General features: G+C 68.7%; 16 protein-coding genes. 2 read left to right on the plus strand and 14 right to left on the minus strand.

The features are described from left to right. From R6V09_RS25580 to R6V09_RS25610, 7 genes are all read right to left on the minus strand, one after another. Positions 1-275, minus strand: a 275-nt coding sequence (locus R6V09_RS25580) for an FAD binding domain-containing protein (protein WP_317883768.1), incomplete at its 3' end; no start/stop codon positions are given. Positions 276-509: 234 nt separating this feature from the next. After that, on the minus strand, positions 510-2135 hold the full coding sequence (locus R6V09_RS25585; protein WP_317883769.1) for a beta-N-acetylhexosaminidase: 1626 nt from the start codon (positions 2133-2135) through the stop codon (positions 510-512). 1 nt (position 2136) lies between these two features. Beyond that, the gene (locus R6V09_RS25590) at positions 2137-2982 is read right to left on the minus strand and encodes a carbohydrate ABC transporter permease (protein WP_317883770.1); all 846 of its coding nucleotides are present in this window, start codon (positions 2980-2982) and stop codon (positions 2137-2139) included. Further along, on the minus strand, positions 2979-3854 hold the full coding sequence (locus R6V09_RS25595) for a carbohydrate ABC transporter permease (protein WP_442810133.1): 876 nt from the start codon (positions 3852-3854) through the stop codon (positions 2979-2981). Before R6V09_RS25595 ends, R6V09_RS25590 begins: the two co-directional genes overlap by 4 nt. Before the next feature lie 84 nt (positions 3855-3938). Beyond that, entirely contained in the window at positions 3939-5234 is a 1296-nt protein-coding gene (locus R6V09_RS25600; protein WP_317883771.1) for an extracellular solute-binding protein, read from the minus strand. Positions 5235-5460: 226 nt separating this feature from the next. Further along, positions 5461-5748 carry a DUF3039 domain-containing protein gene (locus R6V09_RS25605; RefSeq protein ID WP_026178118.1) on the minus strand — a complete coding sequence of 96 codons (288 nt, stop codon included), beginning with the start codon at positions 5746-5748 and terminating at the stop codon, positions 5461-5463. Positions 5749-5809: 61 nt separating this feature from the next. Then, on the minus strand, positions 5810-6385 hold the full coding sequence (locus R6V09_RS25610) for a YqgE/AlgH family protein (RefSeq protein ID WP_317883779.1): 576 nt from the start codon (positions 6383-6385) through the stop codon (positions 5810-5812). A 253-nt stretch (positions 6386-6638) separates the two neighbouring features. On the opposite strand from R6V09_RS25610, the gene murA reads away from it, so the two are divergent. Beyond that, positions 6639-7985: a UDP-N-acetylglucosamine 1-carboxyvinyltransferase gene (gene murA, locus R6V09_RS25615; RefSeq protein ID WP_043679363.1), complete on the plus strand. Its 1347-nt coding sequence runs from the start codon at positions 6639-6641 to the stop codon at positions 7983-7985. 219 nt (positions 7986-8204) lie between these two features. Here murA and R6V09_RS25620 read toward each other — a convergent pair whose 3' ends face one another. From R6V09_RS25620 to R6V09_RS25645, 6 genes are all read right to left on the minus strand, one after another. Further along, positions 8205-8486, minus strand: coding sequence for an HU family DNA-binding protein (locus tag R6V09_RS25620; RefSeq protein WP_019056394.1), 282 nt, complete (start codon positions 8484-8486; stop codon positions 8205-8207). Positions 8487-8891: 405 nt separating this feature from the next. Next, positions 8892-10319: an NAD-dependent malic enzyme gene (locus R6V09_RS25625; protein ID WP_317883772.1), complete on the minus strand. Its 1428-nt coding sequence runs from the start codon at positions 10317-10319 to the stop codon at positions 8892-8894. A 306-nt stretch (positions 10320-10625) separates the two neighbouring features. Continuing rightward, the gene (locus tag R6V09_RS25630; RefSeq protein WP_317883773.1) at positions 10626-12938 is read right to left on the minus strand and encodes a HelD family protein; all 2313 of its coding nucleotides are present in this window, start codon (positions 12936-12938) and stop codon (positions 10626-10628) included. 151 nt (positions 12939-13089) lie between these two features. After that, on the minus strand, positions 13090-13851 hold the full coding sequence (locus tag R6V09_RS25635; RefSeq protein ID WP_317883774.1) for an anti-sigma factor family protein: 762 nt from the start codon (positions 13849-13851) through the stop codon (positions 13090-13092). A 38-nt stretch (positions 13852-13889) separates the two neighbouring features. After that, positions 13890-14411 carry a sigma-70 family RNA polymerase sigma factor gene (locus R6V09_RS25640; protein WP_019056398.1) on the minus strand — a complete coding sequence of 174 codons (522 nt, stop codon included), beginning with the start codon at positions 14409-14411 and terminating at the stop codon, positions 13890-13892. A gap of 329 nt (positions 14412-14740) precedes the next feature. Beyond that, complete coding sequence (locus R6V09_RS25645; protein WP_317883775.1) at positions 14741-15334, minus strand: CGNR zinc finger domain-containing protein; 594 nt, start codon at positions 15332-15334, stop codon at positions 14741-14743. A 169-nt stretch (positions 15335-15503) separates the two neighbouring features. On the opposite strand from R6V09_RS25645, the gene R6V09_RS25650 reads away from it, so the two are divergent. Continuing rightward, complete coding sequence (locus tag R6V09_RS25650; protein WP_317883776.1) at positions 15504-16034, plus strand: anthrone oxygenase family protein; 531 nt, start codon at positions 15504-15506, stop codon at positions 16032-16034. A gap of 96 nt (positions 16035-16130) precedes the next feature. Here the strand turns inward: R6V09_RS25650 and R6V09_RS25655 are convergent. Then, the coding region (locus R6V09_RS25655; protein WP_317883777.1) for a winged helix-turn-helix domain-containing protein at positions 16131-16401 on the minus strand (271 nt) is incomplete at its 5' end.

Here is a 16401-nt window from a genome sequence, read left to right on the forward strand (position 1 = left end):
GACGCTCTTCCGATCTGGCGGCCCATGCGGGCGTGCGTGAGGCCGGCGCCGAGCAGCGCGTGGCCGTCCTGGTACTGCCAGCCGCGGATCTCGCTGATCCGCCCGAGACCGACCAGCGCGCTGGGCCTGAGCTGTCCCGAGTTGACGGCCGCCATGAGGTCGGTGCCGCCGGCCACGGGAACGGCCGTGGGCAGGGCCGTGAGCGCCGCCACGGCCTCGTCCAGCGTCGTGGGCAGCGTGACGGACTGCCCCGCCTGCGGTGCGTGCGTGGTCAAACCGGCTGCCCCTTCCCGCTGCCCCACCTGGTCCCACCTGTTGCTGCCGTACGGTACGTGCTGACAGGGCGGACGTGGCAACTCTGGCACATCTTCGCAAGACCCGAACGCGGGGGTCCGCTAGGAGGCATTCGCCCGCCTCATCAGGGAGATGGTCCGTTTTGGCGGGACATCACCGGTACGTGCGAATTGCCACTCATCGGTGACTCCTGGGGGCTTTTTCCCTTCCGGGTTCTACGCGTTCGGGGGCGGGCCCTCCTTGGGTCGTCCGAGCACTCCGGGGCGGCGCTGCCACGGCAGGGGTCCGGTGGGCGGGCGGTAGGCGACACCCAGGGCGTCGAGTCGCGGAAAGTGGGCGGTCATCCGACGCTCGAAGTCGGCGAAGTCCCGTTCCGCGGGCGCCGGAAGCGCACTCCAGGCGACCTCGGCGAACGCGGCCAGCCTGGGGAACGTCTGGTAGTCCACGCGCGCGTGATCCTCCATCACCTCGGTCCACACGTTGGCCTGCGCGCCCAGCACATGACGGGCCTCGGCCTCGCTGAGCTGCTCGGGAACGGGCTCGAAGAGGTAGACGTCCTCCAGGGTGCGCACATGGGCGATCGGCACCGGCTCGTCCTCGCCGGGGGCCTGCCGCCAGTCCAAGTACACATGCTGTTCAGGGCACATGACGACGTCGTGGCCCGCGCGGGCGGCGGTGATCCCGCCCTCGTAGCCGCGCCAAGACGACACGACCGCACCGTCCGCGAGACCGCCCTCCAGGATCTCGTCCCAGCCGACGAGCCTTCTCCCGCGCGCGGAGAGCCACTTGTCGAAGTGTCCGATGAACCACGACTGCAACTCGTCCTCGTCCGCGAGCCCGAGTTCCTCGATGCGCGCCTGTGCGGTCGGCGACTGCTTCCACTGGTCCTTGAGGCATTCGTCACCGCCGACGTGAATGAACTCCGAGGGGAACAGGTCGAGGAGTTCCTCGAACACCCCCTCGTAGAAGCGCAGGGTGTTGTCAGTGGGGGCGAGTACGTTCGGGTTGATGCCCCAGGTGTCCCAGACGGAGAGGGAGTTAGTGTCGATGACGTCGGTGTTGCCGAGTTCCGGATACGCGGCGATGGCTGCCTGCGAGTGTCCCGGTACGTCGATTTCGGGGACCACGGTGATATGCCGCTCGGCGGCGTAGGCGACGATCTCGCGGATGTCGTCCTGCGTGTAGTAGCCGCCGTGGGGCTTGTCGTCCCACAGGGGTGAGGCGCGGTGGCCGAATTTCGTGCGGGCCCGCCAGGAGCCGATCTCGGTCAGCTTCGGGTACCGCTTGATCTGTACGCGCCAGCCCTGGTCGTCCGTCAAGTGGAAGTGGAAGACGTTGAGTTTGTGCGCCGCCAGCAGATCCAGGTAGCGCAGGACGCCTTCCTTGGGCATGAAGTGCCGGGCGACGTCGAGCATGAGGCCGCGCCAGCGGAAACGGGGGGAGTCCTGGATGACGAGGTGGGGCACGGCCCAGGTGCGGTCCCGGTTGAGCGGGGCCCTGCGGTATGCAGCGGGGCCCAGGAGTTGACGGAGCGTCTGAGCGCCCCAGAAGACACCGGCCGGGCTGCCGCCCTCGATGAAGACCCCGTTCGAGTCGCTGACGAGACGGTATTCCTCGGGGCCGAGCATGGGGTCGAGCTGGAGCCCGATGCCGTCGGCGCAGGCGTCGTCGAGTTCCTGCCCCTCGCGCAGCGGCAGACCGGTGGCCTGCTGGAGTGCGGCGCGCAACCAGTTGCCGACGCCCTCCGTGCCGGTGCCGGCGTAGAACCGGGAACGCGCCGTCAACCGCACTTCGCCGGAACCGGCGACAACACTGCTGGGTTGAGGAATCAGTTCAGTCACGTCAGTCCTTAACCGCTCCGCCCAGCCCCGAGACCAGACGTCGCTGTACGAGTACGAAGAACACCAGCACCGGAATCGTCATCACCGTGGAGGCCGCCATGACACCGCCCCAGTCCGGGTCGTCGGGCTTGTAGAAGACGAGGAGGGCCATCGGCAGGGTCGACTGGGAAGTGTCGCTGATGATGAAGGACTTGGCGAAGAGGAAGTCGTTCCAGGCCGAGATGAAGGAAAACACGCTCGTGGCGACCAACCCGGGGAAGACGAGCGGGAAAAGGATCTGCCACAGGAATCGCGTCCGGCTCGCCCCGTCGATGTACGCGGCCTCCTCCAGCGCGTCCGGTACGGCTTTCACGAACCCCCGCAGCATCCAGATCGCGAACGGCAGCGAGAAGGCGATCTGGGGCAGGATCAGCGACCCCAGGGTGTTCAGCAGGCCGAGGCCCCGCATGGTGAAGAACAGCGGGATCGTCAGTGCTTCCACGGGCACCATCTGGGCCACCAGGAACATGATCAGGAGGGTGGTCCGGAACCGGAACCGGAATCGGGTCACGGCGGTCGCGGCGAGAAAGGCGATCAGTGCCGAGACGATGACCACCGTGCCCGCCACGACAAGGCTGTTGACGAAGTAACGGCCGAATTCCTGCTGCCCGAAGACCCGTCGGAAGGAGTCCAGGGAGGGCGCGAGCGTCCACGGCCGGGGCTCGCTCGACTCGATTTCCCCGGCCGGTTTGAAGGCGCTGAGCACCATCCAATAGAGGGGGAAGGCGACGACGACCGCGATCAGCAGTGCCGAGGCCTCGGCAGCGAGCCGCCAGGGACGCCGTACAAGACCGCGTAGCAGACTCACAGTTCCTCCCCCTGCCTGCGCAGCAGTCGCAGATAGACCAGCGTGACGGCGAGCAGCATCAGCAGCATGACGACGCCGATCGCCGAGCCGAGGCTGTACTTCGAGGACGCGAACGCCTGTTGGTAGGCGTACACGTTGAGGACGAGGTTCTGGCCCGCGATGCCGCCGCCGTTGGTCATGACGTAGATCTGGGTGAAGACCTTGAAGTCCCAGATGACGGACTGGATGGTGACGACGGTCAGGATCGGGCGGAGCATCGGCGTGAGGATCGACCGCCAGATGCGCCACTGGGAGGCGCCGTCCAGGGCGGCGGCCTCCAGGACCTCGGAGGGTACGGCGCGGATGCCGGCGTAGACCGTCACCATCACGAACGGGAAGGAGCACCAGACCACTTCGAGCAGGACGAGGAAGAACGCGCTGAGGCGTCCGTACGTCCAGGAGTGGTCGCCGAGGCCCAGGATGCGGTTGACCGGCCCGAAGTCCGGGTCGAACAGCAGCAGCCAGACCGTCGAACCCGTCACCGCCGGTGTCGCCCACGCCCCCAACGCGGCCAGCATCAGCACGAGTCGGGGCACGGCACGCACGCGCGTGAGCAGTACGGCGAGGGCGCAGCCGACGGCGAGCGTCGAGACGACGCAGGCGCCCGCGAACAGCACGGTCGACAGCAGCACCTGCCAGAACTGGCTGTCGGAGAACAACTCCGTGTAGTTCCCGAACCCCTTGAAGGTCGTCGGCTCCCCACCACTGACCTGGGCCTGCGTGTACTGGAAGAACGAGATCAACCCGAGCTGGTAGATGGGGTAAACGAGCAGCCCACCAAGGACGACGAGAGCCGGGGCAAGATAAATCCAAGGAGTCGTCCAACCCCCCAAGGGGCGCGGGGAACTGCGCGATCGGCCACGACGGACCCGCACCCGCGAACGCTCCACACTCACCGAGCTATTAGGCGCCACCGCTCAACCCGCGGAGCTGAACGCAGAGTTCATCTTCTTCGCCGCGTCCCCAGAAGCCGCCGCCACACTCTTCTTCCCGCTGATGACCTCCTGCAGCATCGTCGGCAACACCAGCGAGGAGTCGATCTCGGACCAACCCGGCGACGCGGGAACGAACTTCGTGCCGGCGGCCAGGGTCTGCACGAACGGCTTCTCGAACGGCACCTTCGCGGCGGCGGTGTCACGGACATCCGTGAACGTGGGCAGGAACCCCATCGCGTCGAACATGGACGCCTGCGTCGCCTTCGAGGTGAGCTGCTCCATCAGGTCAACCGCGAGCGTGCGGTGCGAAGTGCTCTTCAGAACCCCGATGTTGTTGCCCCCGGCGAACGCGGGAGCGACAGACCCGGACGCGACACCCGGCAGCGGTACGACCGCGTACTTGCCCTTGACCTTGCCCGCCTCAACAGCCGTGTGGCTGAAGTCGCCGCCGATCGCCATGCCCGCCTTGCCGGCCGCGAACGCAGTGATCGTGTCGTTGCCGCCCATGACCGCGCACTTGGCGGCGGGACAGTTGTCGCTCGTGAAGAGCGAGGTGTAGGCCTTGATGCCCTTCTGGGCGGCGGCGCTGTCGATCCCGGAGGTGTACGAACCGCCCTGGGCGGTGGCGAGTTCGCCGCCGTTGGCCCAGACGAACGGCATCGCGCCGTAGGTGTAGGCGCCGCCGACGACGAGGCCGTAGAGGTCGGACTTCGCCTTGTGGATCTTGCGGGCGGTGGCCGCCAACTCGGTCATGGTCTTGGGGGGTTGCAGGCCGAGGTCCTTGAAGACGTCGGTGCGGTAATAGAGGGCGCGGACGCCGACGTAGAAGGGGGAGCCGTACGTCTTGCCGTCGACCGTGACGGACTGCTTCGCGGTGGGGTCGGTGTCCTTGGCCTCGCTCCAGGCGCCGAACTCCTTGGTGACGTCGAGGAGTCCGCCGTCCTTCACATAGCCGGCCGTGTCGGTGTTGCCGTACTCCATGACGTCGGGCGCGGACTTCGGGTCGTTGAACGCGGCCTTGACGCGCTGGGCGCGGGTGTCGATCGGGATGTACTCGACGTCCACCTTGGTGCCCTTGTGGGCCTTCTCGAAAGCGGTCACTACGGAGTCGACGACTTTCGCCTTCGGGTCGTTGCCGACCTCCTGGAAGAGCCACACCCGCAGGGTGCCGCTCTGGTCGTCCTTGTCCGAGGACGAGTTGTCGGAGGTCTGGGGTGCGCAGCCGGCCACGACAGCGGCGGCTGCCAGGAGTACGGCGAATCTGGGGGCGAGCTTCATGGAGCGTTCCTCCGGGAATCCGGGCGTGCGTTGCAACATATGCAATGGGCGTTTCGCTCTGCACAACACCACGGAGATTAAGGAGTAGATGAACGCGGCCACAAGAGGTCTCAACCACTTCGTGACACGCGAAAGACCGTCGAAAAGCCGTCGAAACACACAAAAGGCCCTCGGGGCGCGCCGAAGCGCGCCCCGAGGGCCTTACGAAGTCAGACCGGCCGAACGGCTACTTGTCGCCGCCCTTGCCCTTGTCTCCGTCCCCGCCCGAGCCCATGGACTCGTAGATCTCCTTGCACATGGGACACACCGGGTACTTCTTCGGGTCGCGGCCCGGCACCCAGACCTTCCCGCACAACGCCACCACAGGAGTGCCGTCCAGGGCGCTCGCCATGATCTTGTCCTTCTGGACGTAATGGGCGAAGCGCTCATGGTCCCCGTCGCCGTGCGACACCTGGGGCGTCGGCTCTACGAGGGTCCCCGTACCAGTCCCGCGCTCGGGCTCAAGAGTGCTCATACGGCCAAGGGTACTGAAGCTCACCGGCATCAGTTCCGCGAAGGGTCCCTCAGTTCAGGGATCAATTCAGGGAAGGGTCGTCCGGATAGGTCGCCACCATCGCCAGCTCACTGCGCTGGCGGCGCAGCACCTCGCGCCAGAGTCTCTCCGGGGACGGCGAGGAGACGTCACCGGGCTCCGACTCGACGACGTACCAGGCGCCGTCCACGAGTTCGTCCTCCAGCTGACCGGGTCCCCAGCCGGCGTAACCGGCGAAGATTCTCAGCGAGCCGAGCGCCGCGGCCAGCAGCTCCGGCGGGGCCTCCAGGTCGACGAGGCCGATCGCGCCGTGCACCCGCCGCCAGCCGAGCGGGGCGCGCTCGGTGGACGACGCGCCGCCCGGGATGACGGCGACACCGAGGGCCGAGTCCAACTGGACCGGGCCGCCCTGGAAGACGACTCCCGGCTCGCCGGCGAGATCCGCCCAGCCCTCCAGGATGTCGCCGACGTCCACAGGGGTGGGCCGGTTGAGGACGACACCGAGGGAGCCCTCCTCGTCGTGGTCGAGAAGGAGCACCACCGCGCGGTCGAAGTTCGGGTCCGCCAGAGCGGGTGTTGCCACGAGCAACCGCCCTGTGAGCGAGGACACCTCGGTCATGCCAGACATGATCCCGCATCTTCCCCGTGATGGGGGAGGCAATGCGGGTACCTGAGTGAATGCAGCTCAGGGCGCACCGAAGCGTCCTCCGCGCACGGCCCTGCCCGGTGACCCCATGTGCCCGATTGAGAACGGTTCGTGTTGTGACACAGCTATGACGTGGCTGAGCGGTCCTTGGGCTTTCTGAAGGGGGGTGGGCGGCCATTACGCTTACGTCTTCGGCCCCTGCCCAACTCCACGGAACGCGAGATTCATGACCGTCAACGGCTCAGACGACGTACTGCTTGTCCATGGCGGAACCCCGCTGGAGGGCGAGATCCGTGTCCGCGGTGCGAAGAACCTCGTACCCAAGGCCATGGTCGCCGCCCTGCTGGGCAGTGAGCCAAGTCGACTGCGCAACGTACCGGACATCCGAGACGTTCGGGTCGTACGCGGACTGCTGCAACTGCACGGGGTGACGGTCCGTCCGGGTGAGGAGCCGGGCGAGCTGGTGCTCGATCCGTCGCACGTCGAGAGCGCCAACGTCGCTGACATCGATGCCCACGCGGGCTCGTCGCGCATCCCGATCCTGTTCTGCGGTCCGCTGCTTCACCGGCTGGGGCACGCGTTCATCCCGGGTCTTGGCGGCTGTGACATCGGCGGCCGGCCGATCGACTTCCACTTCGAGGTGCTGCGGCAGTTCGGCGCGAAGATCGAGAAGCGGGCGGACGGCCAGTACCTGGAGGCTCCGCAGCGGCTGCGCGGTACGAAGATCCAGCTGCCGTACCCGTCCGTCGGCGCGACCGAACAGGTGCTGCTGACCGCGGTGTTGGCGGAGGGTGTCACCGAACTCGCCAACGCGGCCGTGGAACCGGAGATCGAGGACCTCATCTGCGTACTGCAGAAGATGGGCGCGATCATCGCCATGGACACCGACCGGACGATCCGCATCACCGGTGTGGACTCGCTCGGCGGCTACACCCACGCGGCCCTCCCGGACCGCCTGGAGGCCGCGTCCTGGGCGTCCGCGGCGCTGGCGACCGAAGGCAACATCTACGTCCGGGGCGCGCAGCAGCGCTCGATGATGACGTTCCTCAACACCTACCGGAAGGTGGGCGGTGCCTTCGCGATCGACGACGAGGGCATCCGCTTCTGGCACCCCGGCGGCCAGTTGAAGTCCATCGCGCTCGAAACGGACGTGCACCCGGGCTTCCAGACGGACTGGCAGCAGCCGCTGGTCGTCGCCCTCACGCAGGCGACCGGCCTCTCCATCGTCCACGAGACGGTCTACGAGTCCCGGCTCGGCTTCACCTCCGCGCTCAACCAGATGGGCGCGCACATCCAGCTCTACCGCGAGTGCCTCGGCGGCTCCCACTGCCGCTTCGGCCAGCGCAACTTCCTCCACTCGGCGGTCGTCTCGGGCCCGACCCGCCTCCAGGGCGCCGACCTGGTCATCCCCGACCTCCGCGGCGGCTTCTCGTACCTCATCGCGGCCCTCGCGGCCCAGGGCACGTCCCGCGTCCACGGCATCGACCTCATCAACCGCGGCTACGAGAACTTCATGGAGAAGCTCGTGGAGCTGGGCGCGAAGGTGGAGTTGCCGGGCAAGGCGCTCGGCTGACCACCGCCACGCATCTCCGTGCCCCAGCAGGCACAGCGCCGAGAAGCTCGTCGAGCTGAGCCCGGAGGCCGAACTGCCGGGCAAGGCGCTCGGATAAGCAGTCGTAGGAACAACGGCTGAGCAGTCGTCCGTACGACGATGGGGCGGCCACCCTGACCGGGTGGCCGCCCCATTCGCGTTACTGAGCCTCGTACGCAATCCCGTCGCGTACGCGAAGGCCTACTTGCCCTTGGCGGCTTCCTTGAGCTTCGAGCCCGCGGACACCTTGACGCTGTAACCGGCGGGGATGTTGATCGGGTCGCCGGTCTGCGGGTTGCGCGCGGTGCGAGCGGCACGGTGGGTGCGCTCGAAGGTCAGGAAGCCGGGGATCGTGACCTTCTCGTCGCCCTTGGAGACGATCTCGCCGACGGTCTCGGCGAACGCGGCCAGAACGGCGTCGGCGTCCTTGCGGGTCACCTCGGCACGGTCGGCCAGCGCGGCCACCAGCTCACTGCGGTTCATGTTGTTACTCCCGTGTTCTTCTTGCCGTTGAGGCGTGCCACGCGGCGGAGCCGCATATCGGGCACGGTGAAGCCGATGCTGCCAGGGTCCTCGGTGAGTCCCCGGACCCGGGTCCGTCGTCCAGACCCTCGCGCCCGAAGACGCATCCTGCCCCTACCTGCGGCGGGAAAGCCAATCCGGCACCCGTAGGAGTCGCGAGAACACCCGTGGGAGTCACACGAAGAGCGCCACTGCATCAGTGTGGTGACGCTCCGTCGGCTCCCGGCAGCGAGGGCCGGGCCTGGACAGGCCCGAAGCCTGGCCGCCACGATAAACGGCCGCCGAAGGCCCCGGGTTCCGCGACGCGCCGATGTACGGGCGGCCGTGGCGATCCTCACAGCCGCCGCACACACATCGCCCGGCGGACTACGACGCGGAGGGCGCCGCCGCTGCCGCGGTCTTCGCGGCCTCGCGCACCGCGCCGGCCACCGCGCCGGCGACCTTGTCGTTGAAGACGCTGGGGATGATGTAGTTCGCGTTCAGCTCGTCCTCGGACACCACGTTCGCGAGTGCGCTCGCCGCGGCGAGCATCATCTCGGTGTTGACGGTGCGGGACTGCGCGTCCAGCAGACCGCGGAAGACACCCGGGAAGACCAGCACGTTGTTGATCTGGTTCGGGAAGTCCGAGCGGCCGGTGGCCACAACTGCGGCCGTCTGACGGGCGATCGTCGGGTCGACCTCGGGGTCGGGGTTCGCGAGCGCGAACACGATGGCGCCGTCGGCCATCGCGGCCACGTCGTCGCCGTCGAGGACGTTCGGGGCGGAGACGCCCACGAAGACGTCGGCGCCGCGCACGGCCTCCTTCAGCGTGCCGGTGAGGCCCTCGACGTTGGTGTTGTCGGCGATCCAGCGCAGCGGCGAGTCGGGCTTGGCGTCGACCAGGTCCTCGCGGTCGGCGTGCACGACACCGTGGATGTCGGCAACGACCGCGTTCTTGACGCCGGCGGCGAGCAGCAGCTTGAGGATGGCCGTACCGGCCGCGCCCGCGCCGGACATGACGACCCGGATGTCACCGATGCCCTTGCCGGCGACCCGCAGCGCGTTCGTCAACGCGGCGAGGACCACGATCGCGGTGCCGTGCTGGTCGTCGTGGAAGACGGGGATGTCGAGCGCCTCGCGCAGCCGGGCCTCGATCTCGAAGCAGCGCGGCGCGGAGATGTCCTCCAGGTTGATGCCGGCGAAGCCCGGGGCGATCGCCTTGACGATCGCGACGATCTCGTCGGTGTCCTGGGTGTCCAGGCACAGCGGCCAGGCGTCGATGCCGGCGAAGCGCTTGAAGAGGGCCGCCTTGCCCTCCATGACCGGGAGGGCGGCCATCGGGCCGATGTTGCCGAGCCCGAGAACGGCCGAACCGTCCGTCACGACCGCGACGGAGTTGCGCTTGATGGTGAGGCGGCGCGCGTCCTCGGGGTTCTCCGCGATCGCCATGCACACGCGGGCGACACCCGGGGTGTAGATCATGGAGAGGTCGTCACGGTTGCGGATCGGGTGCTTGGACTGCATCTCGATCTTGCCGCCGAGGTGCATGAGGAACGTACGGTCGGAGACCTTGCCGAGGGTGACGCCCTCGATGCCGCGCAGCTGCTGGACGATCTCGTCGGCGTGGGCCGTGGAGGACGCCGCGATGGTGACGTCGATGCGGAGCTTCTCGTGGCCGGAGGCGGTCACGTCGAGGCCGGTCACCGAGCCTCCGTGGGACTCCACGGCCGTGGTGATCTGGGATACCGCCGTTCCGCTGGCAGGCACCTCCAGACGGACCGTGATCGAGTAGGAGACGCTGGGCGCCGTAGCCATGGCCGACTTCCTCTGCTTTCACCGTTGAGCTGAGTACGCGTTCCGATGGTCGCACCTACTGTCGGGTAGGCGTTAGCCGCCCCCGATTGCGAACGTTTTGTTCGCGAGAAAAAGAGGCCCCCGTCACTTTTCCCGTGACGGGGACCTCTCTGACAGGCAATGACACCGACCCGCCATGCTCGCCTCGCGGCAAGTGGTCGCTCTGAGCGACGAAGGTTGGGCCCGGGGGCTTGGATCGGGCCGGTGTCACACCCAGGCTAACAAACGGATCCCGTAAGGCCATTCCCATCCCGCAGGTTCACAGAATCAGTCTCTGAGAAGGTCCGGTACCCCGTTCGCGTCCGGCTCGTCCCGGTCGGCCGAGACGACCGTGAGCTGCTGGGTCGCGCGGGTGAGGGCGACGTACAGGACACGGAGGCCGGCCGGTGACTCGTCGGCGATCTCCGCCGGTGAGACGACGACCGTCGCGTCGTACTCCAGACCCTTGGCCTCCAGGCTGCCGAGGGCGACGACCCGGTCGCCGAGGCCGGTGAGCCAGCGGCGGGCCTCCTCGCGGCGGTTCATGGCGACGACCACGCCGACCGTGCCGTCCACGCGGTCGAGCAGCCGGGCGGCCTCCGCGCGGACCGACTCCGACAGGGAGTTCCGTACGACGGCGAAGTGAGGTTTCACTCCGGTCGAGCGGACCGCGGACGGGGACTCGGAGCCGGGCATCGCCAGGGCCAGGACCTTCGCCGCCAGCTCGGCGATCTCGGCCGGGTTGCGGTAGTTGACCGTGAGGGTGAAGCGGCGGCGGGGGCGGGAGCCGAGGGCCTCGTCACGGGCCTCGGCGGCCTCGTCGGGGTCGGACCAGGAGGACTGGGCCGGGTCCCCTACGACCGTCCAGGTGGCGTGCCGGCCGCGGCGGCCGACCATGCGCCACTGCATCGGGGTGAGGTCCTGGGCCTCGTCCACGATGACGTGCGCGTACTCGACGCGCTCCTGGGCGAGCCGCTCGGCCCGTTCGCGCTGCGACTCCTCGCGTACGGGCATCAGCTCCTCCAGGCCGGTGAGCTGGTCCAGCGGGTCCAGGTCGCGCCGCCTGCGGGGGCGGGCCGGGGTGCCGAGGATCGCCTGGAGTTCGTCGAGGATCGCCACGTCGTGGACGGAGAGGCCGTCCCGCTTCAGGGCGCGGGCGGTCCTGCGGACCTCGCCCGGGTTGAAGATGCGCCGGGCCCAGCGGCCGAGCTTGCGTTCGTCGGACATCGCCTCCAGGACGGCGCGCGGGGTGAGTTCGGGCCACCAGGCGTCGAGGAACGCGATGAACTCGTCCTCGCTCGCGACGTCCTCGTCGAAGGAGGAGCGCAGTTCGGCGGCGAGTTCGGGGTCGGTGTGCCGGCCGGCCGAGCCGGAGCGCTCCCACAGGGCGTCCAGGAGGAGCTTGCGGGCGCGCGGGCGCAGCATGTTGACCGGGGCCGTACCGCTGAGGGCGTTCTGCCGGACGCGCTCCAGGTCGGCGGCCTCCAGTTCGAGGCGGCGGCCGAAGGCGACCACCCGCAGCCGGGCCGGTGATTCGTTCGCTTCGAGGGCGCCGCGCGCGGCCTTCCGCAGCACGCGGAGCATGCGGTACGAGCCCTTGGTGCGGGCCACGGCCGGGGAGTCGTACAGGGTGGCCTCGGCGCCGTCGACGAGCGAGCCGATGGCCCGGATGGCGACCTGGCCCTCCTCGCCGAGGGACGGCAGGACTCCCTCGGTGTACGCCACCAGCAGCGGGGTGGGCGAGACGATGAGGATGCCGCCCGCGTAGCGGCGCCGGTCCTGGTAGAGCAGGTAGGCGGCGCGGTGCAGGGCGACAGCCGTCTTGCCGGTGCCCGGGCCGCCCTCGACGTAGGTCACCGAGGCGGCGGGGGCGCGGATCACCAGGTCCTGTTCGGCCTGGATGGACGCCACGATGTCGCGCATGGTGTGGCTCCGGGCCTGGCCGAGCGCGGCCATCAGGGCGCCGTCGCCGATGACGGCCAGCCGGTCGCCGTCGAGGAAGGCGGTCAGCTCGGGGCGCATCAGGTCGTCCTCGACACCGAGGACCCGGCGGCCCTTGGAGCGGATGACGCGACGCCGTACGACCCGGCCCGGGTCGACCGGGGTCGAGCGGTAGAACGGGGCCGCGGCGGGCGCCCGCCAGTCGATGACCAGGGGCGCGTACTCGGTGTCGAGGACTCCGATGCGGCCGATGTGCAGGGTCTCGGCGATGTCGGCCGTGTTGTCGTCGCGCACGGAGCCGTCGGCGGGTTCCACGGCGGTGTAGGCGCCGTCGGGCCCCTTCTGGCCGTCCTTGCCGAGCAGCAGGTCGATCCTGCCGAAGAGGAAGTCCTCGAACTCGTTGTTGAGCCGGTTGAGGTGGATACCGGCGCGGAACACCTGCGCGTCGCGTTCGGCGAGCGCGCCGGGTGTGCCGACCTGGCCGCGTTTGGCGGCGTCGTTCATGAGGAACTCGGCCTCGCGGATCTTCTCCTCAAGGCGCCGGTAGACCCGGTCCAGGTGAGTCTGTTCGCCGCTGATCTCCCGGTCCCTTAGCGAATCCTGGGCGGATTTGTCGGACACCGCATCGAGCGCGGTCTCCTGTTGAGCCTGTGCGGCCACCGGGCCCCCTTCTGACGTGCTGGGCAGCCGTCAACCGTACGCGAAGGGAGGCCGCCGAGGCGAGGGGCCCGCCCGGCGGATCCTGACAAAGACGCGGGGTCCGGTGCGCGCGTGCGCGCTCCGGACCCCGTCGAGCACAGTCGACCAGTTGTTAGGCGTCCACTTCCACGAGCTTCTTGCCGTCGAAGGTCATGACCTCGAAGTGGTCGATCTCGTTGGGCGTGAGAGCCGCTCCGCCCTGGGCGTAGAGCGGCGCCTTGGCCTCGGCCTTGGTGGCGTTCGCGATGCCGTAGCCCCAGGCCGGGACCGACCAGGAGGCCATCGTCTCGCGCTCGCCGTTCTTGCCGACGGCGATCAGGGAGCACTTCAGCGGGCCCTTGACGTTGCTGAGCTCGACGATCCCGAGGGTGCCCCAGTCCTTCTTGGACATCGCCACGGTCGCGGTGACCTTGGTGCTCTTGTCCGTGGCCGTGACCTTGTCGGACAGAGTTTCGAAGGTGTCCTTGGCGGTACCCACCGCCACGGAGCCCTTCTGACCCGAGTTGTCGCCGCCGTTGGCCGCGATGACGGCCAGCGGTCCCGCGATGATCAGGGCAGCCGCCGCGGCGATCATGTAGAAGCTGCGCCGGCGCTTCATGGCCCGGCGTTCACCCACGTCGTCGACCAGCCGCTCCACCAGCCGCGGGCTCGGCTTGGCGGACAGGGACTCGCCGATCGCGGGGGTGCCGGAGCCCGGCAGGTCCGCGAGCGCCGCCAGCATCGGTTCCATCCCCGCCAGCTCGTCGAGCTGCTGGGCGCACCACTCGCAGGTGGCGAGGTGTGCCTCGAAAGCGGTTGCTTCGGCGTCGTCGAGAATCCCGAGGGCGTAGGCGCCGACGGTCTCATGTTCGTTCGAGCCCTGAGATCCCTGCATGGAACCAGGACTACCCGTTCCGTATCCCCCGTAAATGCTCATGCCGTCACCCCCCGCTCCTCCAGAGCAAGCTTCATCGATCGAAGGGCGTAGAACACCCTTGAGCGCACCGTGCCACTGGGGATGCCAAGCGTCTCGGCCGCCTCATTGACGGTACGCCCCTTGAAGTACGTCTCGACGAGCACCTCCCGGTGGGCCGGGGTCAGGTCGTCCAACGCGTCCGACAGTGTCATCAGCCACAACGCCTTGTCGATCTCGTCCTCCGCGGGGATGACCTCCAGCGGCGACGGGTCCACCTCCTGCGGCCGGGCCTGCCGGCTGCGGTGACCGTCGATGACGATGCGCCGTGCGACCGTCACCAGCCAGGGTCGTACCGATCCGGTCGCCCGGTTGAGCTGGCCGGCGTTCTTCCAGGCCCGGATGAGCGTCTCCTGCACCACGTCCTCGGCACGTTGCCGGTCGCCGGCGACGAGCCGCAGCACATAGGCGAGCAAGGGTCCGGCGTGCTCTCGGTACAGGGCACGCATCAGCTCCTCATCAGGTTCCGAGGACTGGGACATGCGATGTCGGGCCCTCGGCGCTTGTTCATTGGCCACGACGGAATCCTTGCGCACGCCCACCTCCGGTGTCCGGGGGTTGCCCCGGTCGGTCGCTCACCGAGGAGTACGCGGGCGGGTGGGCGAGTGTTCAGAGGGAGGCGACATTTTTCTGTGGAGTGACGTGACGAGCGGGACATGAGTGCACATTCCAGCCGTACGATCTTTACATTTCCACCACATCAGCAAGATCACGCGGGCTGCCCGTGCGGCGACTGAGTGAAACGCACTGTTGTCAAAATCACTTCGCCAATTGACGGTCCGTCACCTCACAGAAGCCGCATATGGGATTCTCAGGCTCGGGCGAGGGCCGCGCGCCGTCGGTGCCGGGCCACTCTTTCGCGGTTCCCGCAGACCTCACTGGAGCACCAGCGCCTCCTGCGTCCCCGTGACGTATCCAGGTACACGATGGGGCAGTTGTCGCCTTCGCACTCCCGCAGCGAGGCCCGCGCGACCGGGTCGGTGAGCAGCTCCACGGCATCCCTGGCGATCACCGCGAGCAGCGCCTCGCACCCCGGCGGACCGGCCAACCGCCGCACCAGCGCGCCGTCTTCACCGCGTACGGCACGGGGTGCCGGGGGCGCGGCGCGGGCGAGGTCGTTGACCTGGGCGAGCGCGAGGTCGTAGGACCGGGCCTCGGCCGGCGGTCTGCTGCGCACCAACTGTCCGATCTGTCCCCGCAGTTCACGGAAGCCGACGAGCCAGGCGGAGTCGACGTGCGTGAGCTCGGTGGCCGCCGGGACGAGCCCGGAGCGGACGATCCACGCGCGCAGCGGCTCCGGCGCGTCGAGCCGTTCCTCGGGATGCGTGGTCGCCAGGAGATCCAGGCAGATCCGCCCGGCATCGAAACGCAGCTCGTACGGGGCCATGGTCGTACCCAGTGCCATGTGCCTGTCACCGCCTAGGGACTACCCCGGTCGGGAAACCGTTGCCTCTACAGTGCCTGCCCGCTCGCGCGGCCGGAACCCCTCGTACCGAGTGCGCGTGGACGGCCGCGTATGCGCGTGCGCGTCTCGGCGATGTCGGCGGCGGTGCCGGGTCCGTTGACTGGAGGGCATGACAGAGAACAGGACAGCGACGGGCTGGGCAATGGGTGCGGCCACGGTCGCGATGGGGCTGATCGCCGGGGTCTTCTACGTCTTCGCCTGCGCGGTGATGCCGGCGCTGGCGCGCAGCGACGACCGGGTGTTCGTCGAGGTGATGCGGAACATCAACGACGTGATCCAGAACCCGGTGTTCCTCCTCGCCTTCATGGGGGCGCTGGTGCTGACCGCGGTGTCGGCGTGGCAGGTGCGCGGAAGGCCGTACCGGGGATGGGTGTGGGCGGGGCTGGTGGCGTACGCGCTCGCCTTCCTCGTCACCGTCGCCTTCAACATCCCGCTGAACGACGAACTCGCGCGTACGGCGGATGTGGGGGTGGCGCGGGAGCGGTTCGAGAGCGCGTGGGTGGGGTGGAACGTGGTGCGGGCGGTGCTGTCGACGGTGGGGGTGGGGTGTCTGGCGCGGGCGTTGGTGTTGTACGGGGCGTTTGAGCGCAGGGTTGCTGCTCAGCACAGGCCGTCAAAATCCAGCCCGTCCGGCGTTTGAGGACGAGGCCCCTTCAGGGCCGAAGGGGGGTCTGGGGGCGCAGCCCCCAGCAACGCCCGCGCCAACACCCGCGCCAACACCCGCGCCAACACCCGCTCAACCGTCGGAGTACTTCTCGTCGGCCGCCGGGTCCAGCGCCAGCCGATACCCCCGTTTCACCACCGTCTGGATCAGCTTCGGCGCACCGAGTGCCGTACGGAGGCGGGCCATTGCCGTCTCCACGGCGTGCTCGTCGCGCCCGGCGCCGGGAAGGGCGCGGAGGAGTTCCGCTCGGGCGACCACCCAGCCGGGCCGGCGGGACAGCGCCCGGAGCAGGGACATGCCGGCCGGCGGGACGGGTCGTAGCGTGCCGTCGACCAGGACCGCG

The sequence above is a fragment of the Streptomyces sp. W16 genome, assembly GCF_033194735.1.
Taxonomy (GTDB): domain Bacteria; phylum Actinomycetota; class Actinomycetes; order Streptomycetales; family Streptomycetaceae; genus Streptomyces.

What these genes read in the sequence shown, in the direction of transcription:
- R6V09_RS25600 (WP_317883771.1), bottom strand. Translation starts at nt 5,234, where the DNA reads ATGAAGCTCGCCCCCAGATTCGCCGTACTCCTGGCAGCCGCCGCTGTC.
- R6V09_RS25605 (WP_026178118.1), bottom strand. Translation starts at nt 5,748, where the DNA reads ATGAGCACTCTTGAGCCCGAGCGCGGGACTGGTACGGGGACCCTCGTA.
- R6V09_RS25610 (WP_317883779.1), bottom strand. Translation starts at nt 6,385, where the DNA reads ATGACCGAGGTGTCCTCGCTCACAGGGCGGTTGCTCGTGGCAACACCC.
- murA (WP_043679363.1), top strand. Translation starts at nt 6,639, where the DNA reads ATGACCGTCAACGGCTCAGACGACGTACTGCTTGTCCATGGCGGAACC.
- R6V09_RS25620 (WP_019056394.1), bottom strand. Translation starts at nt 8,486, where the DNA reads ATGAACCGCAGTGAGCTGGTGGCCGCGCTGGCCGACCGTGCCGAGGTG.
- R6V09_RS25625 (WP_317883772.1), bottom strand. Translation starts at nt 10,319, where the DNA reads ATGGCTACGGCGCCCAGCGTCTCCTACTCGATCACGGTCCGTCTGGAG.
- R6V09_RS25635 (WP_317883774.1), bottom strand. Translation starts at nt 13,851, where the DNA reads ATGCAGGGATCTCAGGGCTCGAACGAACATGAGACCGTCGGCGCCTAC.
- R6V09_RS25640 (WP_019056398.1), bottom strand. Translation starts at nt 14,411, where the DNA reads ATGTCCCAGTCCTCGGAACCTGATGAGGAGCTGATGCGTGCCCTGTAC.
- R6V09_RS25645 (WP_317883775.1), bottom strand. Translation starts at nt 15,334, where the DNA reads ATGGCACTGGGTACGACCATGGCCCCGTACGAGCTGCGTTTCGATGCC.
- R6V09_RS25650 (WP_317883776.1), top strand. Translation starts at nt 15,504, where the DNA reads ATGACAGAGAACAGGACAGCGACGGGCTGGGCAATGGGTGCGGCCACG.